Below are 17,648 nucleotides of genomic sequence, written 5' to 3' on the forward strand. Positions count from 1 at the left end.
TGCTGCTTGTCGTCGTAGTAGGAAAACGGAATCGAGGATTCACGGTGACCCAGCGTGATCGTGCCGGTGTCCTTGATTTTCTTCAGGGTGGCCGACTCCTGGGCCAGTGCCGGTGTGGCACTGAAGGTGGCGGCGATGAGGGCGGCGGCGGCAAGTTTGCTGAAATGCATGGTCAATCTCCTTCGGGGTCAGGGGCAATCGATGATCATCAGGGAAATATCGTCAGCGGCGACAGTACCTTCGCGGTGTTGGGAGAGGGCGTTGTCGATTTCGGTAAAACGGTTGGAAGGTGAGGTATTGGCGGCGGCAGTGGTCAGACCGTCGAGCCCGAACTGCTTGCCTTGGCGGTTGTTGGCTTCGAGCAGTCCGTCCGAGCAGAGGACGATCTGGCTTTCCGGACTCCAGGTGAAGGCGACCGGGTGGCAATCCATTTCCGCATTGTCGACGATGCCAAGTGGCAGATTGGCGGAGGGAAAGACTTTTTCGCTGCGCCCCCAGCGGTCGAACAGGAAAGCCTCGGGGGTGCCACCGACCCAGATCTCACCAGTGCGGGTGATTTCGTCGAGGCAGACCAGCGAGGCTGCGACGAAACGGCCGACCGGCATTGATTCCTTGAGCTGCTGATTCAGTTCAAGCACGATCTCGCGTACCGAATGGTTGCGGCGGGCGAGACGGTAGAAAATGGCCAGCACCGGCAGCACACTGATCGCTGCCGTCAGGCCGTGACCGGTGGCGTCGGCGAGCAGGGCGAAGCAGCGGCCTTCCGGCGAGCGACTGGCGGCAACGATGTCGCCACTGAAGTTCTCGGCGGCGATTACCTTGTAACGCAGGCGGCTGTCCTTCAAACCACTGCGATGCAACTGTTTTTCCATCAGCTTCATGGCCAGTTGCTGTTCGCTTTGCGTCTGGTCGTAATAGGCTTGGAGCTGGCGGGCGTTGTCGCGCAGCTTCTGCTCGGCCTGTTTTTGCGCCGAGACGTCGCGCAGGACGCCGATGAACATCCGCTTGTTGTCGAGGGTGATCTCGGTGACGCCGATGGTCACCGGGAAGCGGTGGCCATCCTTGCGCAGGCCTTCGAGTTCCCGCTCCTGGCCGATCGCCCTGGCCGACCCGCCGTTCAGGTAGTTGTTGATATAGCTGTTGTGGCCCGCCTGATAGGGCTCTGGCATGAGCATCTCGATGCCCTTGCCTTCCATCTCGGCCGTGCTCCAGCCGAAAATGCGTTCGGTGGCGCGGTTGACCGTGGCAATGATGCCATGTTCGTCGATGGTCACGATGGCATCGAGGACATTGTCCGAAATGGCCTGGACGCGGCGCAGCGAGTCGATGGCCTGCTGCTGCATGTTCAACGAGCGCTGTACCGAGCGCAACTTGGCCTCAAGGACGACGAAATTGACCGGTTTGGTCAGGTAATCGTCGGCCCCGGCGTCGAGCCCCTCGACCAGATTCTCGTCGCGGTTCAGCGCCGAGAGGAAAATGATCGGTGTCCACCGTTCGCTGTTCAGGCCCTTGATCCGGCGGGCGGCCTCGAAGCCGTCCATGACCGGCATCATGATGTCGAGCAGGATCAGGTCCGGTGCATCGGCCACGAAGCGGCGCACCGCCTCCTCGCCGTTTTCGGCAAGGATCACTTCATGCCCGAGTTTCTTCAGGAAGACCTGCAGGATATGGAGGTTGGTGCGGTTGTCATCGACCGCCAGTACCTTCATCTTGTTCATGGCCAGACTCATGTTCGGCTGTGTGCCTTAGCGTATATGGGGAGCGGTGAGGATGGTGGCGACGGCAACATTGCCGCAGCCCTCGTAGGCGATATTGGCGAAGCTCATCAGCCGGGCCAGTGCAATGCCGCGCCCGTTCGGGTCGCAGACGCGCTCGGGGGAGAGTTCGAGGTAGTTTTGCCAGGCAAAGCCCTTGCCCTCATCGACGATGCGCAGGGTGATGCAGTCGGCGCTGCGCTCGAAGCTGACCTTGACCCGCTTGTCGCGATAGGCCGGCAGTGCGCTGCGCCGGTCGATTTCCGCTTGCCAGCGCTCTTCTCGCTTGAGTTGCGATTTTTCGGCATAGCTCAGGCCGAGGTTGCCATGCTCGACCGCATTGATCAGCAGCTCGGAGATGCCAAGCACGGTAGTGTCGGCATTTGGGCAGGCCTGGGCAAGGAAGGAGGCGAGCTGGCCGGCCTCCTCGATGCTGCGGATGGTAAATTCGCCACGACTGAGGAACTGCAGAGAGTTGATATGTTCGTGCAGCCGGCGGCGCAGCGAGTCGCGCGTCTTGGCATCGGACAGTGCGGCGTGCACGATGGCGAACAAGGCATCGCGCTGGTAGGGCTTGGTCAGGTAGTAATAGGCACCGGCCTCCAGACCTTCGCGGATTTCGCCGGCTGAATTGGCCGCCGTCTGCAGGATGACCGGGATGTCGGCCAAGCGTGGATCGCTCTTGATGCGGCGGAGCAGGCCGATGCCATCGAGTCCCGGCATCATCCGGTCGAGCAGTACGACATCGAAGTGTTGGCCGGGGTCGCGCAGGATCTGCCAGGCCTCTTCGCCGCCATCGGCCGTGCGCAGCGTGAAGGACGGCTCGCTTTCGAAATATTCACCGAGGATTTCGAGGTTGAGGCCCTCGTCGTCTACAACCAGTACGCGCGCTTCATTCATCGTGGTCCGATGACTCCATCCTGATATTGAGTGGCAGGGTGACGGTGAAGCAGGCGCCGCTGCCAGTGTTGTTTTCGGCGGCAATCGTACCACGGTGCTGGAGAACAATCTCCCGGCTGATCGCCAGTCCCAGGCCGGTGCCGCCGGCCCCGGTCTTGGTCGCGCTGCTCTGTACGAACTTGTCGAAAATGCTGTGCAATTCGTCCTGCGGAATACCGATGCCGGCGTCGCTGAAACTGATCGCCAGCGCCGGCCGGTTTTTGCCATTTTCACCCGGTCGACCGCAGGGCAGTTCGGCAGCGGCGAGATGGATTTGAATACGACCCTTTTCGGGGGAGAACTTGATGGCATTGGAGAGCAGGTTGTGGAAGACCTGGGCGATCCGTTCCGGGTCACCGACTAAATCGGTTTGTAGCGTGTCGTAGCTGATTTCCAGGCTGAGCTGGCGGGTCTGCATCAATGATTCGAGATGGGCGCCGGTGTGACGGAGCAGGGCGAGGACGTCGATCGGCGCCGCGTTCAGTGCCATGCGCCCGGCTTCGAGTTTGGCCAGATCGAGCAACTCGTTGATCAAGCCGAGCAGTCGCCGTGCGCTCTGGCCGATACGGTTGAAATACTGGGCTATCTTGGTTTGACTGCCGGCCTCGGCCCGATCTTCGCCCAGCTCGGCAAAGCTCAGGATGGCATGCATCGGCGTGCGCAGTTCATGCGACATGTTGGCCAGGAATTCGGACTTGGCAACGTTGGCCGCCTGCGCTTCGTGCAGTGCGACGTCGAGTTGCTGGGTGCGTTCGGCGACCAGTTCCTGCAGGTGGTCGCGGTGTTGCGCCAATTCCTGCTCGGCCCGTTTCTGTTCGGAAACGTCGACCGCGATGCCGAGGTAGCCGCTGATCCGGCCGGCGCTATCGCGCTGGGTGGTGACTACCAGATTGACGCTCAGTTGTCGGCCATCCTTGCGGACATAGGTCCACTCGCGCTGATCCGGTTTGCCGTTGCGGGCCTTGACGACGAAGGTCTCGAAGCCGCTGACCGGATAGCCCAGCTCGCGGCTCAATGCACTGGTGCGGGCGGCGACTTCCGTCGGCAGATGGATCAGTTGCGGCGTCTGCCGGCCGACCATCTCGTGCGCCGAGTAGCCCAGCATCTTTTCGGCGCCGCGGTTGAAAATGGTGATCAGCCCTTCCGGGTCACAGGCAATGATCGCCACCTCGGTCGCCGCATCGAGCACCGCCTGCTTCATCCGGTCGGCCGCCTTGATCGCGGTTTCCGCCCGGTGCAATTCGGTGACGTCGGTCAGCGTGGTAATCAGGAAAGGCTCGCCTTCCGGGTTCTGGGCCTGGGCGATGCGGGCGATCAAACGGTGGCGGGTTTGGTCCGGGCTGTCGAATTCGAAGCTCAGCGGCTCGCTGGCACCGGAGGCGAGGGCCCGTTCGCTGGCGCCGAGCAGGCGGCGCTGATCGGCGGCTGAAATACCGGCAAAATCGGGCCAGAAACGGGTCAGCAAGTCGCGTTCCGGGGTGCCGAGCAGGGTGCAGAAGGCATCGTTGACCATTTGCAGCTTGCGCCGTTCATCCTGGACGAAAAGCGGCAGCGGCGTCGCCGCGATCGACGTCGCGAGCAGGCGGCGCAGGCGCTCCAGGCGGGCCTCGGCGTTCTTCTTCTCGGTAATGTCGGAAACCGATCCGGCGATGCGTATCGCCCGCCCCGCCGGATCGCGGATGGCCTCGCCGCGCGCCCTGATCCAGGCGCTGTCACCGTTCGTCTTGTCGATGCGCAGTTCGATGTCGAAGGGGGCGTTTTCCCGCAAGTGGCGACGCAGCGCGGCGTTGTGGCGCTCAATGTCTTCCGGATAAATACACTCGGTATAGCGGCTGAGCTGCTGGGGCGGCTGGTCGCGGGGGAAACCGAAAATTTCGGCCATCCGGTCCGAGATGTATTCCTCGCCGGTTTGCAGGTTCTGGTCCCACAGACCGTCGTTGGTGCCGGCCGTGGCCAGCCGGATGCGCTCCTCGGAACGGCGCAGCTCGGCCGTAATCCGGCGGGCGTAATGCTCGGCTCGTTCGCGGTGGGTGGTCAGGTAAAAGACCAGCAGGGCGAGCAGGACGCTACCACCCAGGCCGCTGACCAGGATCAGACGGGCGGCATCAAAGCCGCTGCTGTCTTGCTGCGTCGGGCGCGGGCGGTAGTGGAGCACCCAGTTGCGACCGCCGAAATCGATTTCGTGATGAAAGATCGGTGCGTTGGCCGTGGCGGGCAAATCCGGTGCCGAATCGAAAATCAGGGCCGGCGGCTGGGCGATGGCCGAGCGGCTATTGCTGCCTTCGTCGAAGATCTGGATGGCAAACTGGCTGTTGAAGCCGAGGTTCAGCGAAGCCAGGAAGGCGTCGGTGTGATAGGCGTTGAGGACGACGCCGCTAAAGGCGCGTCGGCGTTCCTCGACATTACCGAGCGGCATGCCGGGCTGGTAGATCGCATGCAGCAGCATGAAACCGGGGCGGCGGGTCTTCTCGTCGGAGAGCAGCGTGATGCGTCCGGACATCGCAACGTCGCGGCTGGCGATGGCGATGTCGACCGCTTCGCGGCGGACGGCTTCGGAGAGCAGGTTGAAACCAAGCGCCTGCTGCGAGGTCGGGGTGTCCGGTGCAACAAACGTGACCGGAACGGCCAGGTTGTCGCCGGGCGGCGGGAAAATGGTGAAATTGCTGCGGTCGACCTGCTGGCGCTGGCCAAAAACGAAGGCGGCCCGTTGGCTGGAGGCGACGGCCGGCGCATAGGCGAAGGCGAGCAGGCCGTTAAGGTTGCGCGAGATGTCGATTTCGTTGGTGTAACGGCGCCAGGCCTTGAGGTCCTGGCTGACATTGGCGGCGGCAAAGGCGGACAGCGAGCGGAGAAACTGGGCGTGCAGTTTCAGGCGGTCGTGCAGTTCGGCCGTATGCGCCGCGCTGTCGCGCAGGCCGGCATGTTCGGCTGCCTCGATCTGGGTCAGGCTTTGCCAGCGCCAAGCGCCGACCGTGCCGGCGGCAAGCAGCACGAAGACCAGGACCGGCAGCAGCCAGCGCGAGCCGGGGAGCGCGGTGAGCTTCGGTGGCGGGCGGATTTCAGGCATGGACAGGCGAGTGCGGGCGAGTACGGGCGGCCGGCGGACGTTGAATCCGCCATTATCGCCCGTCGCCGCTATTGCCGTCCTCCTGTTGTTGCAGTGTCCACATCCGGGCGTAGGTGCCGCCGGCGTCGAGCAGCGCGCCATGGCTGCCGCGCTCGATGATCTGGCCGTCGCTCATGACCAGGATTTCGTCGGCATTCATCACGGTGGACAAGCGGTGGGCGATGGTCAGCGTCGTCCGGCCGATGGCGGCCATTTCCAATTGGCCCTGGATGGCGCGCTCGGTGGCCGAGTCGAGGGCCGAGGTCGCCTCGTCGAAAATCAGGATGGGCGGGTTCTTGAGCAGGGTGCGGGCAATCGCGACGCGCTGCTTTTCGCCGCCGGAGAGTTTCAAGCCGCGTTCGCCGACCTTGGTTTCGTACTTTTGCGGCAGCGATTCGATGAAGTCGTGCAACTGGGCGGCTCGGGCGGCGGCATAGACCTCTTCGCGGCTGGCCTCGGGGCGGCCGTAGTTGATGTTGTAGAAAATGCTGTCGTTGAAGAGCACGGTGTCCTGCGGCACGATGCCGATGGCGGCGCGCAGGGCGCCCTGTTTCAGGCCGCGCAGGTCGTGGCCGTTGATCCGGATGGCGCCACCGGTGACGTCGTAGAAACGGTAGAGCAGGCGGGACAGTGTCGACTTGCCGGCCCCGGAGTGGCCGACCACGGCGACCGAACGGCCGGGGGCGACGGCGAAGCTGAGGTTCTTCAGGATCACCCGCTCCGGGTCGTAGGCGAAGCTCACCGAGTCGAAATTGATCTGCAGCGGGCCGGCCGGTAGATCGCGGGCATCCGGCGCATCGGCAATTTCACGATGCGTCTTGAGCAGGTTGAACATGCGTTCGATGTCGGTCAGCGCCTGGCGGATTTCGCGATAGACAATGCCGAGGAAATTGAGCGGCATGTAGAGCTGAATCAGGAAGGCATTGACCAGCACGAGGTCGCCGATCGTCATCGTGCCGTCCACGACGCCGCTCGCCGCCCGCCACATCATGGCGGTGACACCGAGGGCGATGATCGCCTGCTGGCCCAGGTTGAGGAAGGCCAGCGTGGTCTGGCTGCGCGTCGCCGCCTCTTCCCACTTGACCAGTTGTTCGTCGTAACGGCGGGCTTCCCAGGCTTCGTTGTTGAAATACTTGACCGTCTCGTAGTTGAGCAGGCTGTCGATGGCGCGGCTGTTGGCGGCCGAGTCGTTCTCATTGACGGCGCGGCGGATGTCGATGCGCCAGTTGCTGACCTTGATCGTGAACACGATGTAGGCGGCCAGTGAAACCAGGGTGATCAGCACGTACCCGGCGTCGTACTTGACGAACAGGATGGCGAGGACCAAACCGATTTCGACCAGCGTCGGCAGGATCGAATACAGGGTGTAGGAAATCAGGCTGGAGATCGAGCGCGAGCCGCGTTCGATGTCGCGCGAAACGCCGCCGGTCTGCCGTTCGAGGTGAAAGCGCAGGCTCAGCGAGTGCAGGTGGCCGAAGACTTCGAGGGCGACCTGGCGGACGGCGCGCTGGGTGACCCGGGCAAAGAGTATTTCGCGCAGCTCGGTGAACAGCGAGGTTGAAAAGCGCAGGGCGCCATAAAGGACGAGCAACAGGATGGGCAGGGCGAGCGCTTGTTGCGTTGTCGACAAGCCGTCGATCATTTCCTTGAAGATGATCGGCACGCCGACGTTGGCGACCTTGGCGCCGACCAGGCAAGCAAGCGCAGCGAGGACGCGCAGGCGGTAGCGCCAGAGGTAGGGGAAGAGGGTGCGCAGCGTCAGCCAGACATGGGTTTCGGCCAGCGGCTGGCCAACCGGCGGTTTGGGAAGGGCGGTACTGCGGCGCATGGGGAGCCTGTTCTGAGCGTTGATATGGTTATGCTCGCCAGTATATGAAAACTCGCCGCTTTCCGCGAAAATCAGGCTTCCATTTGAATTTGGGCAAATTATGGCCGTCGACCGCATGACTCTTCCGGAAAATCATTCAACGTTGCGCGTCGTCCCGATGCCGGCCGATCTCAACCAGAACGGCGATGTCTTCGGCGGCTGGGTCATGGCCCAGGTCGACGTCGCCGGCGCCATTCCCGCCATGCGCCGGGCGCGCGGTCGGGTCGCCACCGTTTCCGTCAACTCCTTCCAGTTCAAGCAGGCGATTTCGGTCGGCGATATCGTCAGTCTTTATGCCGATATCGTGCATGTCGGCAACACCTCGATCACCGTCAAGGTCGAGGTCTATGCCGAGCGCAATTACGCCAATCCGGTCATCGTCAAGGTGACCGAGGCCGAACTAACCTATGTCGCGATCGATGCCGCTGGCAACAAGCGTGCGGTGCCGGCCGAAAATTCACCGGAAATGGAATAAAATCGCGCAATTAATTATCCGGCCCGACTTCAAGTGAGCGAAGCAATGAACAAAATGATGCTGCGTACCGTCCCCGCCCTGCTGTTGCTTGCCTTCGCGGGCGGCGCATCGGCTGCTGCCTTTCAACTCTGGGAGCAGAACGCCAGCGGCCTCGGCAACGCCTACGCCGGCTCGGCGGCGGTGGCCGACAACGCCAGCACCATTTTCTTCAATCCGGCCGGTATGACGCAGTTGCCAGGTTTGCACCTGTCGGCCGGGGTTGCCGGGGTCGGCCCGAGCTACAAGTTCCAGAACAGCGGCTCGACCGGGACTGGCGGCAACGGCGGTGATGCCGGCGGCTGGGCGGCGGTGCCCAACGCCTATTTCTCTGCCCAACTGGCGCCGAACTGGTTCGTTGGCTTCGGCATCTCGGCGCCGTTCGGTCTGGCTACCGAGTACGACGACAGCAACTGGATCGGGCGCTACCAGTCGCTGAAATCGGAAGTGAAGACGGTCAATTACAATCCGTCGCTCGGCTACCGCGTCAATGACAAAGTTTCGCTCGGCCTCGGCATCAACTACCAAACCATCGATGCCGAACTGACCTCGGCCCTGCCCGATGCCCGCAGTTACTCGCGCCTGAAGGGCGACGATGCCGCCTGGGGCTGGAATGCCGGGGCGCTGTTCACGCTGTCGCCGGCCATGCGGGTCGGTGTCTCCTACCGGTCGACGATGGACTACACCCTCGAAGGCAATGCCTCGACGGCACTCTCCTCGACGCCGATCCGGGCTGACGTCAAGCTGCCCGACACCTTCATCCTCTCCGTCTGGCAGCAGGTTTCCGACCGCTGGGAAGCGATGGGCGACCTTTCCTACACGCGCTGGAACAGCCTGAAGAGCCTGAACGTCTACAGCCGTAACAGTGGCGCGCTGGTGTCGACCGAGAACTTCAACTACGACAACGCCTGGCGTTTTGCCTGGGGCGCCGCCTACAAGGCGACCGATGCGCTGAAGGTCAAGTTCGGTATCGCCTACGACCGGACGCCGGTCAGCGACAGCGACCGCTCGGCCCGCGTCCCCGACAACGACCGCGTCTGGTTCTCGCTGGGCGGCCAGTGGAATGCCGGCGCGGCCGGCAAGTTCGATCTCGGCTACACCTACCTCTACGTCAAGGACCCGAACATCAACCAGACCTCACGCGTCGGAACGACGCTGCGCGGCACCTACGACGACAGTGCGCACATTCTCGGCTTGCAGTATTCGGCTGGGTTCTAGGTCTAGAGCGTGGAACTGGCCGGCGTGACCCTGGGTTTGCGTGAAGCCGTGATCGGCCTGATCACGCTGGTCGCCTGCTACATCATTTTCGTGTTGCTCCGGATGTATCGCCTGCATAGTCGGGCCAGTCAAATCGCTGCGCCACGTGAGCCGACCCCGGTGCCGGTCGAGCCGGTCGCACCTCCACCGGAAGAGCCTGTCGCCGTCGAGTCCGAGCCCGCGGCGAGCGATGATTGGGAACGCGCTTCGCGCGGGATGGCGGACGAAATGCTGCGCCACAGCCTAGAGCAGGAGTTCGGTCAGTTGCGTGACGAAGTCGACGCAATGCGCGGCGAACTGGCCGCCCTGCGCACCGACATGCAACAGGAACTGGCACACCTGCGGGCGGCGCAAACGGTGTCGCCGATCTACGGTGACGCCATGCAAATGGCGGCCGCCGGTTACGAGCCGGCGATGATTGCCGAGCGTTGCGGCATTGCCCGGGCCGAGGCCGAGTTGGTCGTTGCCCTGGCCAAAAGTCAGGAACGGGGAGGCTGACGATGGCAGACAATCCCGAAGTAAAGACGGACAGCGCCGAAACCGACACCGCCAGCGATTTGCGCAACAAGCTGGTCAAGCGTCTGGCCATGGCCGGCGTCCTGGTTGCCGTGCTGCTCGGCGTGCTGGCCTTCTTCGACTACCTGTCGACGCCGCCCGAAGAACCTGACGAAGACGAATACACCCAGCCGGTCCCAGTGCCGCCGAAAAAGGCGGTGTCGCAGCCGGTAACGCCGACCACCGACCTGCCTGAACCGCCGCCACCGGCCCCCGTCGTCGCCGAAACAGCGCCGGCCCCGGTTACGGCTGCTCCGCCGGCGGTCGACGCTAACACCGAGGCGAAAACCAGGACGGAAGCCAAAGTCGAGCCGCGCCCGGAAATCCGTCCGCCGGCCCCGTCGGCCGCAGCCATCGCCAAACCACCGGCCGTCCTGCCGCAGCCTGCGCCCGCTCCGGCGCCCGTCGCGAGAGCGGTTCGCCCGGTTCCCGAGGCAACGTCAGCCCCCAGTGTTTCGGTGGTGGAAGAGGCACCAGCGGCCCCGGCCGCCAAACCGTCGGCCCGGGTGGCTGAGCCGCGGCCGGTTACGGTCGTCGCACCGAGTGGTGTGTCACGGCTGTTTTCCGGCTTCCTGTTGCAGGCCGGTGTCTTTGCCAGCCCGCAGCGGGCCGAGGAACTGCATGCCAAGCTGACCTTGAGCGGCGTGCCGTCGACGCTGGAGACCCGCGTTCAGGTCGGCCCCTTCCGCACCCGCCAGGAGGCGGAAGCAGCACAGGCCAGATTGCGGGAGCTGGGCGTCGAAACCGTGCTCGTTCCGCCGGCCAAGGGCAAGCACTAAGCCGTCAGCAAGGGGTCAGGGCATGCCCGGCAAGCGGGGCAGGCCGAGGCTGCGCCGGACATCGCGGTGGGCGCGGGCGGCACTTTCCAGCGGCGAGTCGATGCGCCGCGGTTCCTGGTAATGACGCTCTTCCCGATAGCGCCGGTCATCCCGGTTATCGTAGTGGCGATGATCGCGGCCGTAGTAATAGGTGTTCGGATAGCCGTAGCGGTAGGTCGGGTAGGTTTCGACATAGACCGGCGTGGTCCGGTAACCGTAGCCATATGCCCCCGGCTGGGCCGGCACGATGGTGCAGGCACTCAGGCCACCGAGCACTAAGGCGGCAATCGTCAGGCGGGTGAGCATTTGCTTCAGTTTCATGGGGCAGGCAATTCCAGTGAGGTCGTAAGCAATTAACGCATGGAGCCCCCGCCCGGCCGACGCCTCTATTGAGTCATTTTGTAACCGGATGCTAGAGATTCAGTTCGGCGATTGCCAACAGGCCCTGCCGGATACTGTCACGAGCGGCCGTTTCGACAGCCAGGCGCAGCCGGGTGACGAAGGTGAAGGCCTCCGCCATGCTCGCCGTACCGTTGCTGTGGATCGACTTGCGCAAGAGGACGGCGCGGTCGGCGCGGCGCACCAGCGACCAGCCGGTTTCCAGTTCGACGTTAAGCGTGCCGCCGATCAACGGCCGGCGCAGCGAGACGACCTGGACGTGCAGTTCGTAATCGCCGTCATTGCCTTGGACGATGCTTTGAAACAGCCGGCTGCGGACGACGGCATCCTCGATCGCCGCCTTGAGGTCGGCATCAGCGATGTTGCTGCTGTCCAGGCCGCTCGTTTCGGCCCCGCCACTAGTCTGCACCCGCAGGCTGTGCCGGTGCTGCTGGCTGACGACGAGATCGGATGGGACCATCGCCTCGCGGCTAGCCGGTGAAGAGCAACCGGCCAGCGCGATGCCGAGCAATGCGCTACCGGTCAGCAGCTGGCGGCGCATGGCAGGTAGCATTTATTTCGCCCCTTTGTAGATGTTGTCGATCACTTCGTCGACCATTTCCTTCGGTGACAGCCGGGTTAGCGAGGTGTGGAACGAGTTGCCGGTCGCCATCGGGAAGTCCGTTTTCGGATCGCGGAAGGTGATGGTCAATTCGAGCATGTACATCGTGATGTCCCACATCCATTTATCGATGTAGGTGACCACCGCATCGACCCCGCCCGGTGCCGGCTCGACGCCAGTCGTCACGGTGATGCCCTTGCTGCGCAGCTTGTCGGCAATCAGCGCGTGGGTATTGTCGTCGTCCGGAATCTTCTTGACGTACATGGTCTTCAAAGCGGCGAGGTTGGTCGATGGATCGACGCTGCCGGTCGCCCGGTTGACGGCGCAACCGGTGGTCAGCGTGGCGACCAGGCCGAGCAGCGCAAGCAATTTGATTGTTTTGTTCATGCCACCCCCTTTGTTTTAGGCGATGGAATATTCCATCGTATTTCAAGTGGTGTGGCAATACCATGAACCGCGGGTTACGGGCTTGTGCCGGCCTCTTCCAGTGCTCGGCGAATCCGTCGTGCAAAGACGGTCATTTCCTTGGCGGCCTGAATGTCGCCGCGTGCTTCGGCGACGGCGATGCCGCGTTCGTAGGCGGCCAGGGCGTCGCGATGCGCGCCGGCTTCGGCCAAGGCTTTGCCGAGTGCTTTCCAGGCGGCGGAATAGTGGTGGTCGCGGTCGACGGCGGCCTGGAAGCATTTTGCTGCCTGGGCAGGATCGCCGGCCTTCAGATATTCATTGCCCAGCGAGAAGCGGAGCAGGGCGCCATCGCGCGGGCCATCGAGCATTTTTTCCAGGGATTCGATACGTGGGTTCATGGGCGACCAAGGCTAAAATAGGGTTTTCGCAATTCGGATACAGGAAGCTACTCATGGCCAAGACCATCATCGCCACGCCCAACGCCCCGGCTGCCATCGGCACCTATTCGCAAGCCGTGCGCGTCGGCGACACCGTTTACATGTCGGGGCAGATCGGGCTCGATCCGGCATCCATGCAGATGGTAGACGGGATCGATGCGCAAATCGTTCGCGTCTTCGAAAATCTGAAAGCCGTTGCCGAAGCGGCCGGTGGTTCGCTGGCCGATGTCGTCAAGCTCAACGTCTTCCTGACCGATCTGGCCAACTTCGCCAAGGTCAATGAAACGATGGCCCGTTACTTCAGCGAGCCCTTCCCGGCCCGTGCCGCCGTTGGCGTCAAGGAACTGCCGCGCGGTGCGTTGGTCGAGGCTGACGCGGTAATGTTCATCGGCTGATGGGCAATCCCGGGACGTCGGCCCCGATTCGCGCCCCCGAAGCGCTGCGTAAGAAACTGGCAAAGATCGGCCTCCATAGCGAGGCCGATTTGCTGGTCCATTTGCCGCTGCGCTACGAGGATGAAACCCGTCTGACCCCGGTCGCCCGTGCGCCGTGGGGCGAGGCGGTGCAGGTCGAGGTCGTCGTCAGTTCCTGCGAAGTGCAGTTCCGGCCGCGCCGGCAGATGGTGGTGCGGGCGCTCGACGACAGCGGCGAGCTGACCATGCGCTTCTTCAGTTTCTACCCCAGCCAGCAGGCCGTCTTTGCCACCGGTGCCCGGGTTCGCGCCTTCGGCGAAGTGCGCAGCGGCTTTTTCGGGGCGGAGATGGTGCACCCGCGTTTCCGCAAGGTCGACGCAGAGACGCCGCTGCCGACGGAAATGACCCCGGTTTACCCGTCGACCGCCGGGGTGGCCAATTCGGCGCTGCAGAAACTGATCGGCAAGGCGCTGGCGGTCGGCGACCTCGCCGAAACGCTGCCCGACGAGCTTCGGCAGCGCCTGAAACTGCCCGGTCTGGCGCGCAGCCTGCGCTTCCTGCACCAGCCGCCGCCCGGCACCGATCTCGATACCCTGCATGCGCGCAATCATCCGGCCTGGCGCCGGGTCAAGTTCGACGAAGTGCTGGCCCAGCAACTCTCCCTGCGTCGGGCCTATCTCGCCCGCCGCGAGCAGGGCGCACCGGTGCTGGTGGCGCAGGACGATCTCGGCGCCCGCCTGCTCGACCAGCTGCCCTTCGGCCTGACCGGCGCCCAGTTGCGGGCGATGGCCGAAATCGCCGACGACCTCGCCCAGCCCTACCCGATGCAGCGCCTGCTGCAGGGCGACGTCGGGGCCGGCAAGACCATCGTCGCCGCGCTGGCAGCCTGTCAGGCGATTTCGGCCGGCTGGCAGGCGGCCTTCATGGCGCCGACCGAAATCCTGGCCGAGCAGCACTATTTGAAATTGAAGGACTGGCTGGCGCCGCTCGGCGTCGAGGTCGCCTGGCTGTCGGGCAGCCTGAAGAGCAAGGCCAAGCGCGAACAGCTGGCGGCGACGGCGGCCGGGGCGCAACTGGTGGTCGGCACACATGCGCTGATCCAGGACGGCGTCGATTTCGCCCGGCTCGGCCTGGCCATTGTCGACGAGCAGCACCGTTTCGGTGTCGCCCAGCGCCTGGCCCTGCGCAAGAAGGGCGGCAATCCGCACCAGTTGATGATGTCGGCGACGCCAATTCCGCGCACGCTGGCGATGAGCTATTACGCCGATTTGGACGTCACCGTGCTCGACGAACTGCCGCCCGGGCGGACGCCGATCAAGACGCGGCTGGTCGCCGACAGCCGGCGCGACGACGTGGTCGGCTTCGTCAGGAAGCTGGTCGAGGAAGGAAGGCAGGCCTACTGGGTCTGCCCGCTGATCGAGGAATCGGAAGCCCTGCAGTTGCAGACGGCACAGGATACCTACGAAACGCTTTTGGCCGATTTGCCGGGGTTGACCGTCGGACTGGTGCATGGCCGGCTGAAGGCGGACGAGAAGCAGGCGGTGATGGCTGCTTTCGCGGCCGGCGAGATTGATGTGCTGGTGGCGACGACGGTGATCGAGGTCGGCGTCGATGTGCCGAACGCCAGCCTGATGGTGATCGAACACGCCGAGCGTTTCGGCCTGTCGCAGCTGCACCAGTTGCGGGGGCGGGTCGGGCGCGGCCAGTACGAATCGAGTTGCGTGCTGATCTATGCCGGGCCGCTCGGCGAAATCGCCCGCCAGCGATTGAAGATCATTTTCGAGAATACCGACGGTTTCGAGATTGCCCGCCAGGACCTGCAGATTCGCGGCCCCGGCGAATTTGTCGGGGCCCGGCAGAGCGGCGTGCCGCTCTTGCGCTACGCCGATCTGGAACTGGATGCCGACCTGGTCGAAATGGCGCGGACGGTGGCGGAGGAAATGCTGACCCGGCATCCGCAACTGGCCGAGCGCCATCTCGAACGCTGGCTCGGTTCGCGCGAAGAACTGCTCAAGGCCTGAGTCAGACGAACGCGGCGCGCAGCCGGTCGAGACAGGGAATGCGGATCAGCGGCCCGTCGACGACGATCAGGCCGAGGTCTTGCAATTCATGCAGCAGGCGGGAAAAGTGTTCCTGCGTCAGGTTCAGCCGCGAAGCAATCACCCCCTTGTGAGCCGGCAGGTGGAGGACGGCATCGGCAGCCGAGGCTTGTTCGTTATCGAGTTCGTGCATCAGGAAGCCGACGATGCGTTGTTTGCCGGAGTGCAGCGAGTAGGCCTCGACGTCATCGACCAGGGTGTGGGTGCGGTTGGCCGCATTGTTCAGCATCTTGCGGGCCAGCGCCGGGATCGCCTCGATTTCCGGGAGCAGGGCCTGGCGTGACACATGGAGCAGCAGCGAATCGCTCAGCGCCTCGCCATAAACGCCATAGGGCCGCTCGGCGAGCAGCAGGTCCTCGCCGTAGCTCTGCCCCGCGCCGAGCAACTCGACGATTTTTTCCTTGCCGACGCTGGAGACCAGCGCCAGTTTGAGCTGGCCGCTGACCACCAGATGCACGCCGGTGCAGGGCTCACCTTTGTGAAACAGTATTTCGCCTTTTTTGGCGTAGATCTCACGGGTTGAGTGAGCAATCCGGCGCAATTCGGTTGAATTCAGGTCGGCGCAGAGCAGTGTTTTCGACAGCGCGGCTTCGATGCTGAGTTTGACGGGGCTATCCATGGCGGCCTTGATGGTGTGCAGTCAGGTGATTTTGCAATGGCATCGCCTGCTATGCAAACGCAATGTTGTGACACTGTGCCGGCTCTCGCCGGTCCCGGTCAGGCAAAGAAGGCTTCGATACTGTGGGCGACTGCGGCCGGCTGGTCGTGGTGCAGCATGTGGTCGGCGTCCTCGATCCAGCTTTCCGAGACATTGGCAAAGCAGGCCTGGCGGGCCTCCCAGTCACCCGGGCGCATGGCGAAATCGCGGATCACCCAGGACTGGCGGCCGGCCACCCAGTGCACCGGGCAGGTGATCTTCTTCCAGATCGCCATCGATTCTTCCAAGCGGAACAGGTAGGGCGAGGTCGCCTTGTGCCAGGGGTCGCCATTCCAGATGATGCCGTGGCGGCGCTGGCCGCCCTTGGTTTCGCCATCGCCGATACGGGCCAGGTGGCGGGACAGGAAATCGGCCCGTTCCGGGGTCAGGAAACGGTCGGTGTGCTGCAGGCGGCGGGCGAAAGCGGCACGGTCGGCATAGACGTGCATGCGCGGCGGCTGCTTTAGCGTACCGAGCCATTGCTGGTAGCGTTCCGGCGCCATCTCGGGCGTCGTCGGTGCGATGCCGAAACCCTCCAGCGAGATTACGCCGGCCACCCGTTGCGGCCGGATGCCGGCATAGAGGCAGGCGAGAATGCCGCCCATGCTGTGCCCGGCCAGCCTGACCTGGCCCTCGGGGGCGTAGCGGTCGAGAATGGCTTCGAGGTCGCCGAGGTGTTCGGCGAAGAAGTAGGGGCGATTCAGCCATTCCGAATTGCCGAAGCCGCGCCAGTCGGGGGCGATGATGTTCCAGTCCTGCTGCAGTTCATCGACGACGAACTGGAAGGAGGCGGAAACGTCCATCCAGCCATGCAGCAGAAAAAGCTGCGGAGCCTGCGGGTTGCCCCAGCGACGGATGTGCAGGCGGACGTCGGGCAGGTCGAGATATTCGGAGCGGGAAGGGTGCATGGGATTTTCGGGCTTTTCAGGTGGTCGACCGCAGGAACGGTCGGGCAGGCTGGATGCTAGCTATCGCGTGTTGCCAGTGTTGAAACTCGCATGCCGGATGCAAGGCAGGATGTCGAGTTGACGCAAATCCGGATGATTTCGTTCCTGCGGCGAGGCTCTTTGTCGCCATTGTTCGGCCCGCGGCCATTTTGGGGGCGATGCCGAATGACCGGATGCAGCCAGTCCGAAGCGTTACGCAAATTTTTTCTGGTGCGCTTCAACCGCCTTCAGGCGAGCCTCGGACAGGCGACGTTGCACCGATTCGGGGAGCGCCTCGCCGGTATCCGGTACTTGATTGAGTGCGTGCGCCTCGACCGCCTTCAGGCGCGCCATCAGCAGGCGCAGCCCGATTTCTTCGGAGACTGCCAGTGCATCGTTTTCATCGTCGTCCGGATCGGCCACCACCTTGGGGCGGCTGAATGAACGATGCAAGACCAGTTCGTCAATCCCGACTTCATACTCTTCATTCGGGTAGTAGGTGTGGCTTTGCTGGCTGCCGGCTGTCGTGGCGGCCAGCAAGGCGACCTGACGCCGCTCGGTGCGCGTCAACATGATGGTCGGCGAGATATTTTTCTTGGCCAGCCGTTGTTTCTTGGTCGAGCGAATCTCCAGTTTGACCACCTCGACAACCGGAGGAAGTGCCAGGATGGCCGAAACGGTAACGCCCGGGGTCGCTTCCGACGCGTCGACGAGCGACCGCGTCTCCTCGCTCTCCGCGTCGGCGGCGAGGACATTTACGGATGAGAATGCGACCAGGGCCGCGACCAATAACCAACGCATCGTGATGATCAACTGAAGCTAATACTACATTTTAGCGCTGTTTGGCCAATAGTTTACCTTCGA

Annotated in this window: 17 protein-coding genes and 1 pseudogene; 6 read left to right on the plus strand and 12 right to left on the minus strand. The window is 63.5% G+C overall.

Annotated elements, in window-relative coordinates:
• From GH663_RS21515 to GH663_RS19255, 5 genes and pseudogenes are all read right to left on the minus strand, one after another.
• A pseudogene (locus GH663_RS21515) lies at window positions 1-170 on the minus strand (amino acid ABC transporter substrate-binding protein); the annotation flags it as partial.
• 18 nt (window positions 171-188) lie between these two features.
• The gene (locus tag GH663_RS19240) at window positions 189-1,718 is read right to left on the minus strand and encodes a SpoIIE family protein phosphatase (protein WP_246181650.1); all 1,530 of its coding nucleotides are present in this window, start codon (window positions 1,716-1,718) and stop codon (window positions 189-191) included.
• A gap of 27 nt (window positions 1,719-1,745) precedes the next feature.
• Window positions 1,746-2,654, minus strand: coding sequence for an ATP-binding response regulator (locus GH663_RS19245; RefSeq protein WP_153133223.1), 909 nt, complete (start codon window positions 2,652-2,654; stop codon window positions 1,746-1,748).
• A complete protein-coding gene (locus GH663_RS19250) occupies window positions 2,647-5,760 on the minus strand; it encodes a PAS domain S-box protein (RefSeq protein WP_170291460.1) in 3,114 nt (1,037 codons plus the stop codon). Before GH663_RS19250 ends, GH663_RS19245 begins: the two co-directional genes overlap by 8 nt.
• 52 nt (window positions 5,761-5,812) lie before the next feature.
• A complete protein-coding gene (locus GH663_RS19255; RefSeq protein ID WP_153133225.1) occupies window positions 5,813-7,627 on the minus strand; it encodes an ABCB family ABC transporter ATP-binding protein/permease in 1,815 nt (604 codons plus the stop codon).
• 115 nt (window positions 7,628-7,742) lie between these two features.
• Here GH663_RS19255 and GH663_RS19260 point away from each other — a divergent pair, with 115 nt between their 5' ends.
• From GH663_RS19260 to GH663_RS19275, 4 genes are read left to right on the plus strand one after another with little or no spacing between them, the layout of a single operon-like run.
• Complete coding sequence (locus GH663_RS19260; protein ID WP_246181651.1) at window positions 7,743-8,141, plus strand: acyl-CoA thioesterase; 399 nt, start codon at window positions 7,743-7,745, stop codon at window positions 8,139-8,141.
• Between the two features lie 45 nt (window positions 8,142-8,186).
• Complete coding sequence (locus tag GH663_RS19265; protein ID WP_153133227.1) at window positions 8,187-9,395, plus strand: OmpP1/FadL family transporter; 1,209 nt, start codon at window positions 8,187-8,189, stop codon at window positions 9,393-9,395.
• A 9-nt stretch (window positions 9,396-9,404) separates the two neighbouring features.
• Window positions 9,405-9,932, plus strand: a complete 528-nt coding sequence (locus GH663_RS19270; RefSeq protein WP_153133228.1) for a DUF2802 domain-containing protein — start codon at window positions 9,405-9,407, stop codon at window positions 9,930-9,932.
• 2 nt (window positions 9,933-9,934) lie between these two features.
• A complete protein-coding gene (locus tag GH663_RS19275) occupies window positions 9,935-10,768 on the plus strand; it encodes an SPOR domain-containing protein (protein WP_153133229.1) in 834 nt (277 codons plus the stop codon).
• A gap of 15 nt (window positions 10,769-10,783) precedes the next feature.
• On the opposite strand, the gene GH663_RS19280 is transcribed toward GH663_RS19275, so the two are convergent.
• The 4 genes from GH663_RS19280 to GH663_RS19295 all read right to left on the minus strand — a co-directional run bounded on the left by GH663_RS19280 (window position 10,784) and on the right by GH663_RS19295 (window position 12,610).
• A complete protein-coding gene (locus tag GH663_RS19280) occupies window positions 10,784-11,128 on the minus strand; it encodes a hypothetical protein (RefSeq protein ID WP_153133230.1) in 345 nt (114 codons plus the stop codon).
• A gap of 91 nt (window positions 11,129-11,219) precedes the next feature.
• A complete protein-coding gene (locus GH663_RS19285) occupies window positions 11,220-11,759 on the minus strand; it encodes a hypothetical protein (protein ID WP_153133231.1) in 540 nt (179 codons plus the stop codon).
• Window positions 11,760-12,194 carry a hypothetical protein gene (locus tag GH663_RS19290; protein WP_153133232.1) on the minus strand — a complete coding sequence of 145 codons (435 nt, stop codon included), beginning with the start codon at window positions 12,192-12,194 and terminating at the stop codon, window positions 11,760-11,762.
• Between the two features lie 74 nt (window positions 12,195-12,268).
• Entirely contained in the window at window positions 12,269-12,610 is a 342-nt protein-coding gene (locus GH663_RS19295; RefSeq protein ID WP_153133233.1) for a tetratricopeptide repeat protein, read from the minus strand.
• 53 nt (window positions 12,611-12,663) lie between these two features.
• Here GH663_RS19295 and GH663_RS19300 point away from each other — a divergent pair, with 53 nt between their 5' ends.
• On the plus strand, window positions 12,664-13,044 hold the full coding sequence (locus GH663_RS19300) for a RidA family protein (protein ID WP_153133234.1): 381 nt from the start codon (window positions 12,664-12,666) through the stop codon (window positions 13,042-13,044).
• Window positions 13,044-15,083: an ATP-dependent DNA helicase RecG gene (gene recG / locus GH663_RS19305; protein ID WP_153133235.1), complete on the plus strand. Its 2,040-nt coding sequence runs from the start codon at window positions 13,044-13,046 to the stop codon at window positions 15,081-15,083. The genes GH663_RS19300 and recG overlap by 1 nt, the downstream gene beginning before the upstream one ends.
• A 1-nt stretch (window position 15,084) precedes the next feature.
• Here the strand turns inward: recG and GH663_RS19310 are convergent, their stop codons facing one another.
• The 3 genes from GH663_RS19310 to GH663_RS19320 form a co-directional block, all read right to left on the minus strand.
• A complete protein-coding gene (locus tag GH663_RS19310; RefSeq protein WP_066880039.1) occupies window positions 15,085-15,780 on the minus strand; it encodes a Crp/Fnr family transcriptional regulator in 696 nt (231 codons plus the stop codon).
• 98 nt (window positions 15,781-15,878) lie between these two features.
• Window positions 15,879-16,766: an alpha/beta fold hydrolase gene (locus GH663_RS19315; RefSeq protein WP_153133236.1), complete on the minus strand. Its 888-nt coding sequence runs from the start codon at window positions 16,764-16,766 to the stop codon at window positions 15,879-15,881.
• Window positions 16,767-16,997: 231 nt separating this feature from the next.
• Entirely contained in the window at window positions 16,998-17,597 is a 600-nt protein-coding gene (locus GH663_RS19320; protein ID WP_153133237.1) for a hypothetical protein, read from the minus strand.
• Window positions 17,598-17,648: the final 51 nt, after the last annotated feature.

Origin of the sequence: Dechloromonas hortensis (genome assembly GCF_009469765.1) — a bacterium.
Taxonomy (GTDB): Bacteria; Pseudomonadota; Gammaproteobacteria; order Burkholderiales; family Rhodocyclaceae; genus Azonexus; species Azonexus hortensis.

Bases quoted from the DNA above. Each gene is read 5' to 3' on its own strand.
- GH663_RS19240 (WP_246181650.1), bottom strand. From the start codon at position 1,718: ATGAACAAGATGAAGGTACTGGCGGTCGATGACAACCGCACCAACCTC.
- GH663_RS19245 (WP_153133223.1), bottom strand. From the start codon at position 2,654: ATGAATGAAGCGCGCGTACTGGTTGTAGACGACGAGGGCCTCAACCTC.
- GH663_RS19250 (WP_170291460.1), bottom strand. From the start codon at position 5,760: ATGCCTGAAATCCGCCCGCCACCGAAGCTCACCGCGCTCCCCGGCTCG.
- GH663_RS19255 (WP_153133225.1), bottom strand. From the start codon at position 7,627: ATGCGCCGCAGTACCGCCCTTCCCAAACCGCCGGTTGGCCAGCCGCTG.
- GH663_RS19260 (WP_246181651.1), top strand. From the start codon at position 7,743: ATGACTCTTCCGGAAAATCATTCAACGTTGCGCGTCGTCCCGATGCCG.
- GH663_RS19265 (WP_153133227.1), top strand. From the start codon at position 8,187: ATGAACAAAATGATGCTGCGTACCGTCCCCGCCCTGCTGTTGCTTGCC.
- GH663_RS19275 (WP_153133229.1), top strand. From the start codon at position 9,935: ATGGCAGACAATCCCGAAGTAAAGACGGACAGCGCCGAAACCGACACC.
- GH663_RS19280 (WP_153133230.1), bottom strand. From the start codon at position 11,128: ATGAAACTGAAGCAAATGCTCACCCGCCTGACGATTGCCGCCTTAGTG.
- GH663_RS19285 (WP_153133231.1), bottom strand. From the start codon at position 11,759: ATGCTACCTGCCATGCGCCGCCAGCTGCTGACCGGTAGCGCATTGCTC.
- GH663_RS19290 (WP_153133232.1), bottom strand. From the start codon at position 12,194: ATGAACAAAACAATCAAATTGCTTGCGCTGCTCGGCCTGGTCGCCACG.
- GH663_RS19295 (WP_153133233.1), bottom strand. From the start codon at position 12,610: ATGAACCCACGTATCGAATCCCTGGAAAAAATGCTCGATGGCCCGCGC.
- GH663_RS19300 (WP_153133234.1), top strand. From the start codon at position 12,664: ATGGCCAAGACCATCATCGCCACGCCCAACGCCCCGGCTGCCATCGGC.
- recG (WP_153133235.1), top strand. From the start codon at position 13,044: ATGGGCAATCCCGGGACGTCGGCCCCGATTCGCGCCCCCGAAGCGCTG.
- GH663_RS19310 (WP_066880039.1), bottom strand. From the start codon at position 15,780: ATGGATAGCCCCGTCAAACTCAGCATCGAAGCCGCGCTGTCGAAAACA.
- GH663_RS19315 (WP_153133236.1), bottom strand. From the start codon at position 16,766: ATGCACCCTTCCCGCTCCGAATATCTCGACCTGCCCGACGTCCGCCTG.